Below are 18,449 nucleotides of genomic sequence, written 5' to 3' on the forward strand. Positions count from 1 at the left end.
GAAGTAGAAAAACCAGAAGTAGAAAAACCAGAAGCAGAAAAACCAGATGCTGAAACAATTAAAGATGGTGAATACAGCATCAATTTTAAAGCGTTAAAAGATCAAACAGACGAAATTTCAATGATGAACACATATACAAAAAGTCCAGGTGTGCTAAAAGTAAAAGATGGTAAGAAGTATGTATCATTTACGTTAACGAACAGTTCTTGGATTACAAAATTTGAATTTGAGAAAAATGGTTCGTTTGTTGATGCAAATGTAATAAGTGAAGATAAAAAAGTTGATACACGCGTAGTGGAAGTAGAAGTACCAGATTTATCGAAAAAGTTAAATGCAAAAGTAAAAGTAGATATCGATTCAATGAATTATCACCATTTTTACGATATTCAATTTGCATTTGATAAAGGTAGCATTAAGCCGTTAGATAACCAAGGCGGAAACAACAACCAAGGTGGAAACGACAATCAAGGCGGAAACAACAACCAAGGTGGAAACGACAATCAAGGCGGAAACAACAACCAAGGTGGAAACAACAATCAAGGCGGAAACGACAATCAAGGCGGAAACGACAATCAGGGTGGAAACAATAACCAAGATAATAACACAACAATTGATCCAAAAGCTCTTAAAGATGGTGAATACAGCATTGGCTTTAAAGTGTTAAAAGATCAAACAGATGAAATCTCAATGATGAACACATACACAAAAAGCCCAGGTGTATTAAAAGTAAAAGATGGTAAGAAATACGTATCGTTTACATTAACAAATAGTACATGGATTACGAAATTTGAATTTGAGAAGAATGGTTCTTTCGTTAATGCAAAAGTGTTAAGTGAAAATAAAGAACAAAATACAAGAGTAGTAGAAGTAGAAGTAAACGATTTGTCTAAAAAATTAAATACAAAAGTAAAAGTAGATATTGATTCAATGAATTATCACCATTTCTACGATGTTCAATTTGTATTTGATCAAGACAGTATTAAAGCTTTAGGGAATCAAGGTGGAAACGACAACCAAGGAGGAAACGACAACCAAGGCGGGAATGACAACCAAGGTGGAAACGACAACCAAGACGGGAATGACAACCAAGGTGGAAATAATAACCCGAAAGTAATAGTTGATCCGAAAAATTTAGTAGATGGCCAATATGATATTACATTTAAAGTATTAAAAGATAAAACAGATGAGATTTCAAAGATGAATGACTATGTTGTAAATCCAGCGAAATTAATCGTAAAAGATGGTAAAAAATACATTGAGATGACGCTGAAAAATAGTGCGTGGATTACGAAATTCCAAACGGAAAACAAGGAACTATTCGCTGATGCGAAAGTAGTAAGCGAAGATAAAAATGCAAATACGCGAGTAGTACAGTTTGAAGTAGAAGATCTATTTAAAAAATTAAACGCAAAAGTAAAGGTAGACATCGATGAGATGAACTACCATCATTTCTACGATGTACAAATTCAATTTGATACAAATAATATCGGCGCGTTAGGAACTATTAAAGAGGAACCGAAAAATGAACCGAAAAATCCAGTGACTACACCGAAAGTAGATAATATAAAAACAGTAGGTACTCCTGATTTTAACCGAAATGCAGATGGTCAGAAGAAAAAAGAAGATACAAAAAATGATTCGAAAAAAGAGAAAAACTCAAAAACTGCAGATACAGCACAACTTGGTTTATACATGGTGTTACTGCTAGGTTCACTTGCTTTACTAGTTCGTAAATATAGAGCAGGTAGATTGTAATTTTTGGAGTCTTGATGCATGTTCGCGTGCATCAAGACTTGTTTCATATTGTATGGAAGGGAGTGGTGATTGAGAGTGAAGAAAATCGTAAGTGTACTAATGGCTATCATTTTGTTAATGAGTATAGCAGGGTGCTCATCACCAAAAAAAGAAACAGCAAAGCAGGTAAAGAGTGAGAGTAAGGAGCGCGTTGTTGCAACAACAGTGGCTGTTACTGAAATTATGGATGCGTTAGAAGTAGATTTAGTCGGTGTTCCAACAAGTTCTAAAACTTTACCAAAGCGATATAAAGGTTTACCTGAAGTTGGGAATCCAATGAGTCCAGATATGGAAAAGGTAAAGTCATTAAAGCCTTCAGAAGTGTTATCTGTGACAACACTTGAATACGAATTAAAGCCAGTTTTTGATGGTGTGGGTATGAAAGCAACCTTTTTAGATTTAACGAGTTTAAAAAATATGCAAAGTTCTATTAGCGATTTAGGTAAGAAATATGGACGTGAAAAACAGGCTGAAGCAGTAGTAACTAAGTTAGATAAAAAGGTTGCTAGCATTCAAAAGGAAGTAAAAGGAAAGAAAGAACCGACAGTGCTTATTTTATTAGGTGTGCCGGGAAGTTATTTAGTAGCAACAGAGCATTCTTATATTGGAGATTTAGTGAAACAATTAGGTGGTAAAAATATTGTGCAAGGTGAACAAGTAGAATATTTAGCTTCTAATACAGAGTATTTAAAGAAAGCCGATCCAGATATTATTTTACGAGCAGCTCATGGTATGCCTGATGAGGTTGTAAAAATGTTTGATAAAGAATTTAAAACAAATGATATTTGGAAACACTTTGCTGCGGTTAAAAATAACCGTGTTTATGATTTAGAAGAGCGTTTATTTGGAACGACAGGCAATTTAGCAGCAATTGAAGCTTTAGATGAATTGAAAAAAATGATGTATCCGTGATGCATTTTAATATAAAGGAAGAGTAGAATGAATAAAAAAACTTGGAGTTTCCTCATTGTTACTGCATTGCTCATTGTTATGACATCATTGTCAGCGATGAAAGGGAGTTTAGAAGTAGGTATTGTTGAACTTGTACAAGGGATATTTACAGGTGGAAATGAAGATGTTGAAGTCATTAAAGATTTACGTTTCCCGCGTATTATTATTGCGCTGTTCACTGGAGCGGCTCTTGCTGTTTCAGGGGTGCTTTTTCAAGCTGTTATGAAGAATCCACTCGCTGATGCTGGGGTAATCGGTATATCTTCAGGAGCAAGTTTTATGACACTCGTTATTATTACTTTGTTCCCGCAATTCTTTTTCTGGACCCCCGTATTCGCCTTTTTAGGTGGTGCGCTTGCGTGTTATCTCGTTTATTCGTTTTCATGGAAGTCAGGGTTAAGCCCACTTCGCATTATTTTAATTGGTATTGCTATTAATGCGATGTTTACTGGATTAAATGAATCATTCGTTACGATTTGTGGGTATTTTATTAAAAGTATTAAGCAAACGACGACTTCTAACATAACAATGAAGACGTGGGGCGATGTAGAAATAATGGTGACTTATGGAACGATTGGTCTTATTCTTGCTCTGTTCGTAGGAGCTTGGTGTAACTTATTATCGCTACAAGATAAGACTGCGAAAAACTTAGGCTTGCACGTGACGAGAGTTCGTCTTATTATTTCTGCCATTGCAGTACTCTTAGCGGCAGTATCAACAGCGATTGCAGGTGTTATTGCTTTTGTAGGATTACTAGTTCCGCATATTTCAAGACAATTGGTCGGTTCAGACCATAAAGTATTAATTCCATTTTCTGCTCTTGCAGGGGCGTTATTAATTTTGACAGCGGATACGATTGGAAGGTTAATTGTGCCACCTAATGAAATTCCAGCAGCAACAATTATGGCGGTTATTGGTGGTCCATTCTTAATATTCTTGCTTAGAAAGAGTGATAAAGTTCATGGAAATTAAAAATGTAACCTTTTCATACGATAACGTAACAAATCGTTTAAAGTCTGTTAGTAGTGAAATAGAAATTGGGAAAATTACAACAATCATTGGCCCGAATGGATGCGGGAAATCAACATTACTTAGTGTCATGTCTAGAAATCACGTTCCTAGCAGTGGAGAAGTAATACTTGATGGGAAAGCGATTAGTGAATATAAACCGAAAGAGCTTGCTAGAAAGCTAGCAGTTGTCCACCAACAAAATGAGGCTCCAGCAGATATTACAGTGGAAAAGCTAATAAGCTTTGGACGTATGCCATATAAAAATATTTTCTCTCCGCAAACAGATGAAGATAGAGAAGCGATAGAGCGTGCACTAGTATGTACGAATTTACAAAGTAAGCGTGATAAGCCAATCTATGCTTTATCCGGTGGAGAGAGGCAGCGAGTTTGGATCGCAATGACATTAGCTCAAAATACACCAATGATTTTCTTAGATGAACCGACAACCTATTTAGATATTTACTATCAGCTAGAAATATTAGAATTAGTGAAAGAGTTAAATGAAGTGTATGGATTAACGATTGTAATGGTATTACATGATATTAATCAAGCCATTCGTTATAGCGACCATATTATCGTTATGAAAGATGGAGAGATCATTACGAAAGGTAATCCTAATGATGTAATAACAGAAGAGATGGTTAAAGCAATATATGGTGTAGATGTCATTGTAAAGCAGGATGAAGATACTGGATTGTATATGGTACCTATGGGAATCTAAAGGCTGAGTATAATCCGTTTTGAGGTGATAATTTGAATAGCAAGAACGGACGGAAAAAGAATTCTTTTTTTCAACGCATACTTACAATTGCGTTTTTAGGAGTCTTTTTCTATTCAATGTATGAGTTGGGTGGGATTTTCATGGATTATTATGAAAATCGTAAAGTAATGGCTGAGGCACAACATATTTATAAAAGAAGTCCAATGGAAGAAAAATCGGAAGACGGAGAGGTACGTAAACAGTTTCAGGATCTCCAGAAAATTAATCCAGAGATAGTCGGATGGATTACGATGGATGATACACAAATTAATTATCCAATCGTTCAAGCAAAAGATAATGATTACTATTTGTTTCGTAATTATAAAGGTGAAGATATGAGAGCGGGAAGCATTTTTATGGACCATCGTAATGATGTGAAATCTCAAAATCGAAATACGATTTTATATGGCCATCGTATGAAAGACGGTTCTATGTTTGGTAGTTTAAAAAAAATGTTGGATGAAGACTTTTTCATGTCCCATCGTAAATTATATTACGATACATTATTTGAAGGATACGACGTTGAAGTTTTTTCAGTATACACGACAACAACGGACTTTTATTACATTGAAACGGATTTTGAAAATGATGCAGCATATACATCGTTCTTAAAGGAAGTTCAAGAAAAATCACTGTACAAAACGGATACGGAATTGACGGCTAATGATGAAATCGTAACACTTTCTACTTGTGACTATGCGCTTGATCCAGAGGCTGGAAGGCTAGTTGTACACGCAAAGTTAGTAAAAAGAAATTAAAGAAAAAAGTATAGAATATGAGAAGTGATAGATAACGCTTCTCATATTCTATACTTTAAAAAAGAACTGTTTTTACTGTGCTGCAGCCATTGGCATACGTACAACTTTTACATCATAGTAAGCAATTTTATTATCAAGAATATATTCTGGCATTCCACCTTGATGTGAGTGAGCATCTTTAAATGCGGCGCTCTTTGTCCAACCTTGGAAATCTTCTTTTGCATTCCATCGAGTGCTAATTGTTACCTCATCATAATCAACTGTATTTTGCGTTAAAAGAACTTCTAGACCTAAAAAGCCTGGCATCGTTTCAACTTTACCTACTTTATTAAAACGCTCAATTAATTTATGTCCATTTCCCTTTGTAATTTTAGCTGTATTTGTAACAATAATCATGTTTATTCCTCCTATAAATGTAGCTATATTTTCAAGAACTCATATACATTAAATGATAATGAAAATCATTATCATTGTCAATGGTAAATGTGAAATATATAATTTTTTTCTATTATTTTGGACAGTGAGATTTCCATTTCAAAACGTAGTAAATATGTGGCGGTTAAGTGCGAGAATAAGCGAGTTGTACTAGCAAAGCAATAATATGGTATAGTGAAACGAGGCTGTTTTTTCAGGCTTGTTTTTTAAATGCTTCCTATAGAGAAAGCATGCAAATGGAAAGGAAGTTATTATATGCAATCAGAAGTAACTATAAAAATAAAACCGAAATTTATAAAAGAAATTAAAAGTGGATATCCACTTATTTTAAAAGATGCAATTCAAAATTTAAACGATGTTCGTGAAGAAGGGACAATCATCAAAGTAGTAGATGAGAAGAACAACTTTGTCGGAAAAGGTTATTATGGAAAACAAAATAAAGGATACGGCTGGATTTTAACGAGAAAAGAGAGTGAACAAATTAATCAATCTTTCTTTGAAAGTAAAATCAAATCTGCCTTACATAAACGAAAACAATTTTATAAATCAAGTGATACGACAGCATTCCGCGCCCTAAACGGTGAAGGTGATGGTCTTGGCGGACTAATTATCGATTATTATGACGGCTACTACGTAGTAAGTTGGTATAGTGAAGGGATTTATACTTTCAGAGATGAGATTATAGCAGCTCTGCAAAAAGTAGCAAACTTTAAAGGCATTTATGAGAAAAAGCGTTTTGATACGAAAGGGAAATATATTGAGGGTGATGATTTCGTAGCAGGAGAGCGCGGTGAGTTCCCGCTTATCGTAAAAGAGAACGGTGTGAACTTCGCTGTTTATTTAAATGACGGGGCAATGGTTGGTGTATTTTTAGATCAACGTAACGTTCGAAAACAAATTCGTGACAAATATGCAAAGGGAAGAACAGTGTTAAATATGTTCTCTTATACAGGTGCTTTCTCTGTATTTGCAGCGCTTGGCGGAGCGAGTAAAACGACGAGTGTTGACCTTGCAAATCGTAGTTTAAGTAAAACAATTGAGCAGTTTAGTGTCAATGAAGTTGATTATGAAGCACAAGATATTATTGTAGAAGATGTATTTCTTTACTTCAAATATGCAGCTAAGAAAAAGATGAAATTTGATATGGTTGTACTTGATCCTCCAAGCTTCGCCCGATCAAAAAAATATACATTTAGTGCAGCAAAAGATTATAAAAATTTATTGAAAGAAACAATTGCTATTACAGAAAATAATGGTATTATCGTTGCTTCTACAAATTGTAGTGCATTCGATATGAAAAAGTTTAAAGGCTTTATCGATACAGCCTTTAAAGAAATGAATGGCAAATATAAAATATTAGAAGAACATTCTTTACCAGAAGATTTCCGTACCATTGATCAATTTAAAGAAGGAGACTACTTAAAAGTAGTTTTCATCGAGAAAATTAAAGGTTAATAAAGAAAAGGAGCTCGAGTTTACTTGAGCTCCTTTTCTTATTGAACGATATTTTGTACTCTACCGACTTGCCCGTCCTGCAATCGCACTTTAATGCCATGTGGATGGGAAGGGGAGTTTGTTAAAATATCTTTTACAATGCCACGTGTTAATTTGCCTGTTCGTTGATCTTGTTTTAATACAATATCAACTTCAAGACCGGGTGCGATATTAGAACGTTTTTGTCCGTTCATTTACACACCTGTACGTCTACGTTGGTTGTTTGTCTTCTTTGTTTGTTGGTTTTGTAATTTTTTCGTTTCTTGGTTTTGATTTTTTGCATTTTGACCATTTCCATTTCCTTGCTTTTTCTTAGCAAGTTGTTCACGCATTAAATCAGCTAAGCTTACTTTTTTGTTTTCTGACATGATAAGTCTCCTTTATATAAAGTTAATTATGAACTATCGTAGTAAATTTCATCATATCATTGTTATGGAAGGAAGGGAAGTTGGTTTGAAAATTCATATTATTCTTCACAGTGTTCATTCGTTACGATACAATTAGCATGTTAATGTTTGTAAAAAGGGGATAGACATATGTCACATCATATTTTATTAGTGGAAGATGATATTTCAATTCAAGAGATGGTGGAAAAGTATTTAATAAAAGAGGGCTTTCAAGTTACAATCGCGTCTGATGGAGAGGAAGGCGTGAACACATATTTAAAAGGTTCATTTGATTTGATTATCCTCGACATTATGATGCCGAAGCTAGATGGATTAGAGGTTGTACGTATTATTCGTGAAAAAAGTGCAGTTCCGATTTTAATGATGTCAGCAAAAGATACAGATGTTGATAAAGCTGTCGGATTAGGACTTGGAGCAGATGATTACATTTGTAAGCCGTTTTCTATGATTGAATTGGCTGCACGTGTAAAAGCAGGTATTCGGAGGTCTACGAAATACTCGGCTACAGAAACTATAGAAAAAATGATTCAAATTGGTGATTTAACAATTGATGCAATTAATTTTACTGTAGAAAAAAACGGGAAGCCTCTCAAACTTACTTTAAAAGAATTTGAGATTTTAAAGCTATTCGTAAAGAACCAAAATCGAGTATTTACAAAAGCGCAAATATATACGTTAGTTTGGAATGAAGAGTATTACGGTGACGATAACGTTATTAATGTTCATATGAGAAGATTGCGTGAGAAAATCGAAAGTGACCCATCTAATCCAGAATATATTAAAACGTTATGGGGCATCGGCTATAAGCTGGAAGTAATGTAATATGATCAATTTGTTAATAGGTATTATTTTTATATTGTTATGTGTTATTTATATGCAATATAAAATGAGAAAAAATAGTAGTGAAAATTTACGATACACATATGAAAAGTTAGAAAGTATTGTAAATGACAAAACAGGCGAGACGTTACTCGTTATGACAGATGATCTAGAATTGCAAAAATTATTAGTGGCAATTAATCAATTATTAGATGCAAAACAGAAAACGAATGCAGATCATGCAAAAGTAGAAATTTCGATGAGAAAAATGCTTTCAAATATTTCGCATGACTTGAAAACACCACTAACAGTTATTCTTGGATATACAGAAATGTTAAATAAGGATAAAACGATAAATAAAGAAGAACAACAAATATTACTTGAAAAAGTGCATACGAAAACACTAGAAGTGATGGAGTTAATTCATAAGTTTTTTGACTTGGCAAAATTAGAATCTGGTGACAAAGCAATTGAAATGACAAAAGTAAATATGAATGAAGTTTGCCGCGAGAAGATTTTATCTTTTTATGATTTAGTGACGACGAAAGGTTTTCAGGTTCATATTGATATACCAGAAAGAAATATATACGCACTTGGAAATGTAGAAGTATTAGGTAGGGTATTGAATAATTTAATATCAAATGCGATTACATATGGAGACGATGGAAAGGCACTTGGTATGACGTTAAGAGATGATGACACGAGTGTGTATATAGACGTATGGGATAAAGGAAAAGGGATTGATGAATCTCATATTGATAAAGTATTTGAGCGTATGTACACACTTGAAGATTCAAGAAATAGATTGTACCAAGGAAGCGGTCTAGGATTAACGATCACGAAACGGCTTGTGGAAGCGATGGACGGAAAAATTCACCTTTCTAGTAAACCGTATGAAAAAACAATTTTTACAATTGTATTAACAAAGATGCAGTTTTAGCTTGTAGAGCAGTAGATTCTACAAGCTTTTTTTCAGCGTAAGGAATTTGTAAGAAACGGGTAAGAAAAAAGAGATTTCCGTTGTCTATTATAGAAATATAGAGTATTGCGAAAGGGGAAAGTAACATGACATATATATTAAAAACAAATCAGTTAACGAAAGTGTTTAAAGGGAAAGAAGTTATTTCCAGTGTTAACATGCATGTGAAAAAAGGAGAAATTTACGGTTTTTTAGGACCAAACGGTGCTGGTAAAACAACGATTATGAAAATGATTACAAATTTAATAAAACCGACGAGTGGTGATATTGAAATCTTCGGTGAGAAATTAACAGATACATCTTATGAAGTATTAAAAAGAATGGGGACAATTATTGAATACCCAATCTTTTATGATAAATTAACGGCGAAAGAAAACTTAGACCTGCATTGTGAATATATGGGCTACTACGATAAAAATGCAATTGACCATGCTTTACATTTAGTGAAACTACAAGGGATAGATAATAAAAAAGTAAAAGATTTTTCATTAGGAATGAAACAACGACTCGGTATTGCAAGGGCAATCGTGACAAAGCCAGAATTGCTCATTTTAGATGAACCAATTAACGGTTTAGATCCAATTGGTATTAAAGAGTTACGAGAGTTATTTAAAATGCTCTGCAAAGAATATGGCATTACATTATTAGTTTCTAGTCATATTTTAGGTGAGATGGAACTAATGGCGGATACAATTGGTGTGATTCAAAATGGAAAACTAATAAAAGAAGTTTCAATGAAGAGTATTAACGGAAAACAAACAGAGTATATTGAAATTACTGTTCCTGATGTGAAACGTGCAGCTTATATTTTAGAAGATAAACTTGGTATAAAAAATTACAAAATAATGAGCGGAAACATGATTCGGGTTTATGAAGTGGCGGTGACACAGCAAGCCATTTCAAAAGCACTTATTATGAACGATGTGGAAATTGAAAGTATTAATAAGAAACATAGTTCCTTAGAAGAATATTTCTTAAATGTAATGGATGGAGAAGGTATTCATGCTTAATGGACTGTGGCTGAACCTGGTAAGTGGATTTATCGTAATGCTAATAAGTGGAATTTTATATTATAGAAAACCAGAGCGGAAATGGTTGTTAATTCTACTAGTGATAGGAACGTTAAGCTTCGTTACTGCTGGAATTAGAATGTTAGCAGCATAAAGACAGTTATATAAAGAATGGAGGAGTGGTTTGTATGCTTAGATTAATAAAGCTCGAATGGAAGAAACATAAATTATCTAGTTACTTTAAAGGGGTAGCAATTTGTATTATAGCAATTTTCGCTGCAGTAAGCCTTATGGCGTGGGGAATTAAAGCCGAGGGGGACGTGCTCTTCTTTGACTTCACGCAACAAATGGTTTTAATAAACACTTTTATTAGGATAACATTCATTATTTTTAGTTCGGTCATTTTATCACGTTTAGTAATTGATGAGTATAAGAACAAAACAATGCAACTACTATTTATGTACCCATTGCAACGAAAAATGCTAATGAGAGCGAAATTAACAATTGTTTTTTGTTTTTGTTTTGTGAGCACGATTATCGCTACTTTCAGTATCAGTTTGCTTGTATATTTTGTGAGTCCAATGATGGGACTGATTGAAACACCAGCTACGATAGGTGAAATAATATCTATCGTTCCAACTACTTTTATAAGTGCATTTATGATATCTGGTATAAGTTTAATTCCTTTATTTTTTGGGATGAGAAAGAAATCGACACCCACAACAATTACTTCTGCAGTAATAATCGGAATGCTAATTAGTAGTAACTTTGGTCCTGGAAACGGTCAAGTAAGTCTGTTTAATTTTATAGCTATCCCAATAGTGCTCTGTTTATTAGGAATTTTCATCAGTTATCTTTCATATCGTAAAATCGACAAGATCGATGTGGCGTGAAGCAAGCTTAAAACAACAACGAACTGGGGTATGAATAGTGAAAAAAATGATAGTAATTGCAATATTATTCATTACAATTGCTAGTGTAGTTTTTGGTATTAAGGTATTTCAGGGGAAAGATTTTAAGAAAGAAAAGTCTTTTGAGATAAATCATATAAAAGAAATAGAAGTGGACAATGAAAACTGGAATCTTGAATTTAAAAGTACAGACGCTAATAAAATAGTAATTTCCGCTCAAGGTGAACAAGCAGATAAAGAGATAGATCCCGTCAAAATAGAAAATGATGAAAATAAAATTGTGATTAGGCAAAAACAAAAGGTGCACAGATTTTTTTATGGTTTTACGTTTAGGAAGAAAAATAGTATATCTATAGCGATTCCGAAGAAAGAAATAGATAAAATTGTATTAAATAATAAATCGGGTGATGTGAAAATAAACGATATAGTAGTAAAAAGCATCGTGACAAAAGGAAAATCTGGAGATGGAATGATTACAGGATTATCGGCAGAGAAGGGTGAATTTACATCCGAAAGCGGAGATTTAATGTTAAAAGATAGTTTATTACAAGAAGTAAATATAACTTCCACTACTGGAGATAATTATGTAAAAAATGTAAAAAATGAAAATATGAACATCAATTCAACATCTGGGGAAGTATTACTGAAAGATATGACAGAAGGAAAGTCATTATTTGTAGAAACAAAATCAGGGGATATTGGCGTACGGTATAAAGGTGTCCCGGCATCATTGAAGCTTATGGCTAAAAGTAATTCGGCTGACGTAATAGTGGATTTAAAAGGACTTAAGAAAGATAAAAGTACAGAAAAAATAAAAGAAGGAACTATTGGTGATGCAAAAAATGAAGTGAAGATTTTAAGTAAAACAGGGGTCATTTATATTGATTAAGTCTTAGGAGGAGGGAGGACCATCATGCTACGTCTTATGAAGCTAGAACTGAAGAAATTTAAACTTGGCTGGTACGTGAAGAGAGCAGTAATTGCAAATCTTGCTATACTGGCATTATTGATTTTTGTTAGCATCGTTTCTCAAATAGAGGGAGATCCAGAAATAAGAGATCCGCAGGCGATTTTGTTAATGGCTAGTTCAATAGTGAGAGCAACATTTATTATTTTTGGCGCTGTACTAATAGCTAAGTTAATAATTGATGAATATAAAAACAAAACAATATTATTGATGTTTTCTTATCCAATTAATCGAAAGAAAATAATGATTAGTAAGTTGGCTATTACAGCAATATTAACATTCATAACAGTTATTTTATCTAATATTTTTGTAGTGGGAATTTTCATTGGAATAGATAGTTATTTTTCGATTCTTCCTAATTCATTCGCAGTAGATCAATTGATTCAAGAAGGGATAAATCTCGTTCCTTTAGCCATTGCCACTGCTGGAATAAGCTTAATTCCTCTATACTTCGGAATGCGTAAACGTTCAGTGCCAACTACTATTGTTTCGTCTATTATCGTTGTGCTAATCGCAATTAATAACCCACCAATATTTCCTATAGCGACCTTTCTTCCTCTTCAATTCGCATTTGCAGTGATTGGTGTGGCGATTGCTTATTATGGAATTAAAAATATTGAGAGGGAAGATGCATTATAAAGTTTCACATGAAACAAGTTACAGAAAAAGACAAGATATGTAAACATCTTGTCTTTTTTGTCGTTACATTTTAGGAACTTCCATTCCAGCCGCAGCCCATTCTTCTTTTGCAGGGCCATATACGCCAGGAACTGTTAAGCCAGCTTGTCGCATTAAAACCGTCATTTGTCCGCGGTGGTGATTTTGATGATTAATGAGTGTCATTAAAAATATAGAATTCGGCATAGGGCGACCAAAGAAGTCATTAATAGTAGCTAAGTCTTTATCAGTCCATTTACTTTGAAGTGTTTCAACAAAAGCCGCGTTTACTTTACGGTATTCATCTGCAATTGTTTTTGCAGAAGTTGGAACAGGATAATCTTTCGATTCTCCTTCAAACTTTAGCCCTGTGCCAGATAGTATAACAGGAATTGCCGTCACGATATGCCAAGCAACTCTTCCTAAAGTCCAATGTTCAGGTGCAATCTCTTGTGATAAAGATGCATCGGTTAATGAATCAAGCATTTTCTGAGTAGACTCTGCTTCGTATGTCCATGATTGTAAAAAGCCTTCAATTGTTTGGTACATTATTGTTATCCCCCTCTACTTATGTTCATAGATTAAGTTCGAGAAGAAATGACAAGTTCCCTTTATGTTTTAATGATAGTATTTAAAATTTTATATATAAATTTTATGATACTATTGAGTGTATATAGAATTATATTAATTTAGGGGGATATGATGAAAAGATTGATTTTAGGAATCATAATTTTATTTTTAATGGTAGGATGTAGCAATGAAACCTATAAAAAAGCAATGGATCAAGGGAAATTGGCGTTAGCGAGTAAAGAATATGACACGGCAGTAGCATCATTTGAGCTAGCATTAGAAGAGAAAAAGGATGATAAAGAAGCAAAGGTATTAAAAGGCCAAACTACTAAGATGATAAGTTCGATAAAAGAGAAATCGAGTGGAAATATAGAACAAGCAATAGGTTTGTTTCAAGAAGTAGAAAAGATGAAAGATGGTTCCACAATCCTTCAAAATCAAGCGAAAGAACAAAAAGATTTGCTTATAGAGCATAAAGAGTTAAAAGGTCAATATATAGGTCAATTGGAAAAGGCAGAGAAGTTAAAGAATGATAAAAAGTATGAAGAGGCTAAAGGGATAGTAAATAAAATTTTTAACGATACTGGTCAAAATCAACAATTTATTTCGGAAAATCAACGGGCCCAAGAGCTGAATAAGCAAATCGATGGCTTACTAACTCAACAAGCAGAAGTCAAGAAAAAAGAGGAAGAGTTAAAAAATGAAAAGAAAAAAGAGGCTGATATTGGAAAGTTAAAGGGGTCTTGGATGTCATCAGAAAGTACAGACAGGCCAGTTGGGTTGGAAATAGAATCTATTAATAGTGAGAAAACAGGCGGAGAATTTATGGAACATAATATTTTTGGGAAAGGGACTACTATAGGAGACTTTCGAATATTAAGTGTGGACCAAGGGATTATTTCCATAGAGCTTGTATTTTTAATGGGAGAAAGAAAACAGAAGGTTGATTTGAAACTTGAGGAGAACACATTAACTGTACATCATGAGTTTATGGGAGGGACTAAATCTGTGAAATTAGTGAGATCAGAGTAATTTATCCCGCTATTCACCTGCAGTAAAATTCCCACCTCAAGATTCGGCTGGAGCAAAGAAGTTAGGTGGGAGATCCACTGCTCATAAAAGCCCGATTGGTGTGGGTTAATAATCAGTGGGGATGAAGAAAACCCCACTGATTAAAGTTTCACTTTATTTAGTATATAAAAAGGAGGCTTCTAAAACGAAGCCTCCTTTTTAATTAACTTTCTTCCCACTCTTCCTCATCAACCATAAGAAATAAGGTGCTCCAAGTACAGCAACGACAAGTCCAGAAGGAATTTCTTTCGGATATGCAATTGTTCGGCCGAGTAAGTCAGCAATGGAAAGAAGAATTGCTCCAAACAGTGCTGAGCAAACGAATAGTCTTTGATGATTCATACCAACAACAATTCTTGCTAAGTGAGGTGCGACAAGGCCTAAAAAGGCAATTGTACCGACAGCAGCGATATTTACTGATGCAAGTAGTGTCGCTAGCACAATCAGAGCAAGACGTGTTTTATTTACTGGTTGCCCAAGTCCAGTTGCTAAATCGTCTCCAAGTACGAGAACGTCAAGTTGTTTTATTAAGAAAAAGATAATGAATACAAGAATTAGAGATGGATATAGAATGATATTTTCTAAGTGATTCCACCCTCTTGCATACGTACTGCCAGATAACCATGTTAAAGCAGCGGCAACATTCAAATTGGCTCTAACGATAAAGATTTGAATAATTGCTGAGCCAAGTGCAGAAATACCAATCCCTATTAAGGCAAGAGCTGTTGGGCTAAACCCTGATTTCCATGAGAAGAAGAGGACAATTCCAACTGCAAGTAGTCCGCCAATAAATGCACCAATTGGTAGGAAGAAACCAGGAAGTGCAGGAAAGACATACATAACAGTTAAAGCACCAACACCAGCTCCCGATGAAATACCAATAATAGAAGGATCGGCAAGTGGGTTTCGTAATATACCTTGGAAAACAAGCCCACTTATTGCAAGGCATGCACCAGCAATAGCGGCAACGAGCATTCTTGGTAAACGAAGATTCATCATCATGTTTTTGTCAAATTGTGTTAATTGACCTGATATAACATTAGTAATGCTTTCGATATAAGCGTTACTACCGATTGTAACACCAAGAGCAATCGTCACAATACAAAGTGTGATAGATATAATGATTACCTTTTTATAAGAGTAATAGCTGGAGCTAGCTCCAGCTGCATTCGCACCATTATCATTCATATATTGTCTCGACTTCATCATTCGATAGACTAAGTAAATAAGCCAAGGAGATCCAATCATTGCTGTGACTGCCCCGACAGGAAGTTCTGCACCGGTTGGATCTATTAGTCTACCGACAACATCTGCTCCAAGCAATAATACTGCCCCCCATAAGAAAGAAGAGAGAAGAAGAGTAAAGTGTTGACGGTATCCGATCAGGCGCATTAAATGAGGTGCAACTAAGCCGACAAATCCAATTGGTCCAACAACAGTAACAATTACTGCTGTTAAAAAGATTGCAGCAATGAAGGCGATAAGACGTGTTACTGCTGTTTTTTCACCAAGAGAAACAGCAACATCATCACCAAGTAAGAGAATGTTGAGTTTACGAGACATAAATAGTAAAACTAGGAAAGAAATAATGATAAATGGAAAAGCAAATTGAACGCCATCCCAGTTATTTTGAATAAGAGAGCCAGCTCCCCATAAAAATAAACCAGCTGTTTCATTTTCATAGAACAGTTGCATCGTTCCGGTAAAGGCAGAAAGCATTAATGTAACGACCATCCCAGCTAATGCCATTCTAAGTGGGGTTCCCTTTTTTCCACCAGAAATACGGTATACAAATAAAGCAGTAATAGCACCGCCGATAAATGTGAACAGAAGAGAATTAATTTGTAAGCCTTTTGGTAAGAAAATTGTAGCCGCTACTAGAAAGAAATATGCGCCAGAGTGAATACCCATTGTACTGGATTCAGCAAGTGGATTTTTCGTTAACGTTTGTAAAATAACCCCAGATGCAGCAAGAGCACCTCCAGCTAAAATGGCAATTACAGCTCTAGGTAATCGAAGCATGATTAAAGTTTGATGTTCTAGCGATTGGTTCGGTGAGATAAGAGCATCAATAATCATACTATAGGAAATGTTTGCTTGACCTTGTCCGATATGAATAAAGAAAAGGAGGAGCAAGAGAGCTGCTCCTCCTCCGAATACAAGACTTGCTCGAAGTGTATGTTGTAGGCTATTCATCGTGTAATCACTTCTTCGCTGTCATTACATCTGCTACTTGTGTTGCTAAAGATGTTGCAGACTCAGGACCACCGAAAATCCAAGTGTCGCCTTTTAATTTATACATTTTGTTTTCTTTTTTGAACTTTAATTCTTCCCAAGCAGGGTTGCCTTTTAGTTGCGTGTCAAAAATGTTATCTTCATCCGCTACAATGTAAATGAAGTTTGAATCTTGTACACTTTGTAATGATTCTACAGTTGTTTGTTTGAAACCATCTGGCTCAGATTTTCCTGCTTCAAAAGTATTTGTTAAACCTAATTTTTTTGTAACTTGTAAAGCTAAAGAATTGTCAGTTAAGATACGGAATGTTGGTACGTTTTTAGCAGTAAATGCTTGTGCCATTGCGATGTTTTTATCTTTTAAGTCTGCTTTCTCAATTTTTGCTTTTGCATTAGCGAAGGCTTTATCCATATCAGCTAATACTTTTTTACCTTCTTCTTCTTTTCCAACTGCTTTTGCAATTTGTTTAAATGTTTCTGTCATTTCAGCAAAGTGATCGTTATTGCTTGTTGATGGATCAAACATAACTGTTGGTGCAATTTGCTCTAATTCATTTTTAATTGCTTTACCACGGAATGAAGCTGTGATAATTAAATCTGGTTTTAAACGGCTAATTTCTTCTAAGTTTGGTTGTTGACGTGTCCCTACATCTACAACATCTTTACTTGGTTTTGTTTTTGTATTTACCCATTTATTATAATTCTTAATGTCTGCCATCCCTACTGGCTGAACACCAAGTGCTAATAAGTCTTCTGAATATACCCACTCAAGTACAACTACTTTTTTCGCTGGTTTATCTAACTTTGTTTCCCCTTCAGCGTGTTTAATTGTTATAGCTTGATTTTTATTGTCCGCTTTTGTTTCCTTTTTCTCCTCTTTTTGCTGTCCGCATCCAACAGCGAATAGAAGAACTACTATGAAAATACTGAGAATTTTCTTCATCTTCTGCCCCCAAATTAAGTGTTTTTTGTAACTAGCACCATAAATGAAAATGGTTATCAATTACAACACCAAAATCATACTATGAGGATAATTTAAGTGTCAATATTTTTTTAAAATTTTGACTAAAAATAACAAGTTATATGGATTTTTATATATTATAGTCGCTATTTATGAAGAATCATCCTCTTTACTAAAAAGATTGGCGAATGTGGAAAGTTTAAATGGGAACTTGGCTGTGTACGAAAGCGTAATGTGTATGGTTAATAATCTGTGGAGATGGGGCGAAAGTACAAGCAAAAGGAGAGTGAATTGCATGTAATAATTACTAGAATGTATGGAGGAAATCTGTGTTTTATCCCCCACTAGGCAAAGTATTTCTTTGTTATTTAGATAGGTGTTTTTAATTCGGTGATTGCGCTAAAAAAATCGAATGTAAAGGAAGTGATCAACATGTCTTCATGGAGCAATAACATAAATGGATATTGTGGGTGTAATAATCAAAATGGTGTACATGTTGATTCATGCTGTTTTAGTTGCGATGGGACAGTTCCTAAGGTTGGTCCAACCGGTCCGACGGGGGCAACAGGAGCAACAGGTGGCACAGGCCCAACGGGGGCGACAGGAGTAACAGGCGACACAGGTCCAACGGGAGCGACAGGAATAACAGGAGCAACAGG

At 34.7% G+C, this 18,449-nt stretch carries 20 protein-coding genes and 1 pseudogene; 15 read left to right on the top strand and 6 right to left on the bottom strand.

The window, feature by feature from the left end; translation table 11 throughout:
- The 5 genes from C4S65_RS35060 to srtB form a co-directional block, all read left to right on the top strand.
- The coding region (locus C4S65_RS35060) for an NEAT domain-containing protein (RefSeq protein WP_258043819.1) at positions 1-1,755 on the top strand (1,755 nt) is incomplete at its 5' end.
- A gap of 69 nt (positions 1,756-1,824) precedes the next feature.
- On the top strand, positions 1,825-2,706 hold the full coding sequence (gene isdE, locus C4S65_RS02035; RefSeq protein ID WP_001264110.1) for a heme ABC transporter substrate-binding protein IsdE: 882 nt from the start codon (positions 1,825-1,827) through the stop codon (positions 2,704-2,706).
- 27 nt (positions 2,707-2,733) lie between these two features.
- Complete coding sequence (locus C4S65_RS02040; protein ID WP_001036848.1) at positions 2,734-3,717, top strand: iron ABC transporter permease; 984 nt, start codon at positions 2,734-2,736, stop codon at positions 3,715-3,717.
- A complete protein-coding gene (locus C4S65_RS02045; RefSeq protein WP_061666235.1) occupies positions 3,707-4,477 on the top strand; it encodes an ABC transporter ATP-binding protein in 771 nt (256 codons plus the stop codon). The genes C4S65_RS02040 and C4S65_RS02045 overlap by 11 nt, the downstream gene beginning before the upstream one ends.
- A 32-nt stretch (positions 4,478-4,509) precedes the next feature.
- The gene (srtB, locus tag C4S65_RS02050) at positions 4,510-5,274 is read left to right on the top strand and encodes a class B sortase (protein ID WP_061666236.1); all 765 of its coding nucleotides are present in this window, start codon (positions 4,510-4,512) and stop codon (positions 5,272-5,274) included.
- A gap of 72 nt (positions 5,275-5,346) precedes the next feature.
- Here the strand turns inward: srtB and isdG are convergent, their stop codons facing one another.
- A complete protein-coding gene (isdG, locus tag C4S65_RS02055) occupies positions 5,347-5,670 on the bottom strand; it encodes a heme oxygenase (protein ID WP_000587818.1) in 324 nt (107 codons plus the stop codon).
- Positions 5,671-5,964: 294 nt separating this feature from the next.
- On the opposite strand from isdG, the gene C4S65_RS02060 reads away from it, so the two are divergent.
- Positions 5,965-7,164 carry a class I SAM-dependent rRNA methyltransferase gene (locus tag C4S65_RS02060; RefSeq protein WP_061666237.1) on the top strand — a complete coding sequence of 400 codons (1,200 nt, stop codon included), beginning with the start codon at positions 5,965-5,967 and terminating at the stop codon, positions 7,162-7,164.
- A 38-nt stretch (positions 7,165-7,202) separates the two neighbouring features.
- Here the strand turns inward: C4S65_RS02060 and C4S65_RS02065 are convergent, their stop codons facing one another.
- Both C4S65_RS02065 and C4S65_RS34225 read right to left on the bottom strand, forming a co-directional pair.
- A complete protein-coding gene (locus C4S65_RS02065) occupies positions 7,203-7,397 on the bottom strand; it encodes a YwbE family protein (RefSeq protein WP_001014310.1) in 195 nt (64 codons plus the stop codon).
- Positions 7,398-7,571 (bottom strand): hypothetical protein, encoded by a 174-nt coding sequence (locus tag C4S65_RS34225; protein ID WP_001293576.1) that lies wholly within the window; start codon positions 7,569-7,571, stop codon positions 7,398-7,400.
- Between the two features lie 168 nt (positions 7,572-7,739).
- Between C4S65_RS34225 and C4S65_RS02075 the strand changes: the two genes are divergently transcribed.
- The 7 genes from C4S65_RS02075 to C4S65_RS02105 all read left to right on the top strand — a co-directional run bounded on the left by C4S65_RS02075 (position 7,740) and on the right by C4S65_RS02105 (position 12,935).
- Positions 7,740-8,432: a response regulator transcription factor gene (locus C4S65_RS02075; protein ID WP_016080130.1), complete on the top strand. Its 693-nt coding sequence runs from the start codon at positions 7,740-7,742 to the stop codon at positions 8,430-8,432.
- Position 8,433: 1 nt separating this feature from the next.
- Complete coding sequence (locus C4S65_RS02080) at positions 8,434-9,369, top strand: HAMP domain-containing histidine kinase (RefSeq protein WP_086405863.1); 936 nt, start codon at positions 8,434-8,436, stop codon at positions 9,367-9,369.
- Between the two features lie 125 nt (positions 9,370-9,494).
- Complete coding sequence (locus C4S65_RS02085) at positions 9,495-10,418, top strand: ABC transporter ATP-binding protein (RefSeq protein ID WP_016080132.1); 924 nt, start codon at positions 9,495-9,497, stop codon at positions 10,416-10,418.
- On the top strand, positions 10,411-10,572 hold the full coding sequence (locus C4S65_RS34230) for a hypothetical protein (protein ID WP_016080133.1): 162 nt from the start codon (positions 10,411-10,413) through the stop codon (positions 10,570-10,572). Before C4S65_RS02085 ends, C4S65_RS34230 begins: the two co-directional genes overlap by 8 nt.
- A gap of 34 nt (positions 10,573-10,606) precedes the next feature.
- Entirely contained in the window at positions 10,607-11,311 is a 705-nt protein-coding gene (locus C4S65_RS02095; RefSeq protein WP_016080134.1) for an ABC transporter permease, read from the top strand.
- Positions 11,312-11,348: 37 nt separating this feature from the next.
- Positions 11,349-12,218 (top strand): DUF4097 family beta strand repeat-containing protein, encoded by an 870-nt coding sequence (locus C4S65_RS02100; protein WP_086405864.1) that lies wholly within the window; start codon positions 11,349-11,351, stop codon positions 12,216-12,218.
- Positions 12,219-12,242: 24 nt separating this feature from the next.
- Positions 12,243-12,935, top strand: coding sequence for an ABC transporter permease (locus tag C4S65_RS02105; protein ID WP_000945192.1), 693 nt, complete (start codon positions 12,243-12,245; stop codon positions 12,933-12,935).
- A gap of 63 nt (positions 12,936-12,998) precedes the next feature.
- On the opposite strand, the gene C4S65_RS02110 is transcribed toward C4S65_RS02105, so the two are convergent.
- A complete protein-coding gene (locus tag C4S65_RS02110; RefSeq protein WP_000284974.1) occupies positions 12,999-13,502 on the bottom strand; it encodes a DinB family protein in 504 nt (167 codons plus the stop codon).
- A 153-nt stretch (positions 13,503-13,655) separates the two neighbouring features.
- Between C4S65_RS02110 and C4S65_RS02115 the strand changes: the two genes are divergently transcribed.
- The gene (locus C4S65_RS02115; protein WP_086405865.1) at positions 13,656-14,555 is read left to right on the top strand and encodes a hypothetical protein; all 900 of its coding nucleotides are present in this window, start codon (positions 13,656-13,658) and stop codon (positions 14,553-14,555) included.
- 198 nt (positions 14,556-14,753) lie between these two features.
- Here the strand turns inward: C4S65_RS02115 and fhuB are convergent, their stop codons facing one another.
- Positions 14,754-16,790: a Fe(3+)-hydroxamate ABC transporter permease FhuB gene (gene fhuB, locus C4S65_RS02120; protein WP_001087106.1), complete on the bottom strand. Its 2,037-nt coding sequence runs from the start codon at positions 16,788-16,790 to the stop codon at positions 14,754-14,756.
- A 7-nt stretch (positions 16,791-16,797) separates the two neighbouring features.
- The gene (locus tag C4S65_RS02125; protein ID WP_000722822.1) at positions 16,798-17,772 is read right to left on the bottom strand and encodes an iron-siderophore ABC transporter substrate-binding protein; all 975 of its coding nucleotides are present in this window, start codon (positions 17,770-17,772) and stop codon (positions 16,798-16,800) included.
- Positions 17,773-18,222: 450 nt separating this feature from the next.
- Here C4S65_RS02125 and C4S65_RS02130 point away from each other — a divergent pair.
- Positions 18,223-18,449 (top strand): annotated as a pseudogene (locus tag C4S65_RS02130) (collagen-like protein); the annotation flags it as partial.

Origin of the sequence: Bacillus sp. ok061, from assembly GCF_900108285.1 — a bacterium.
GTDB classification, from domain to species: domain Bacteria; phylum Bacillota; class Bacilli; order Bacillales; family Bacillaceae_G; genus Bacillus_A; species Bacillus_A thuringiensis_S.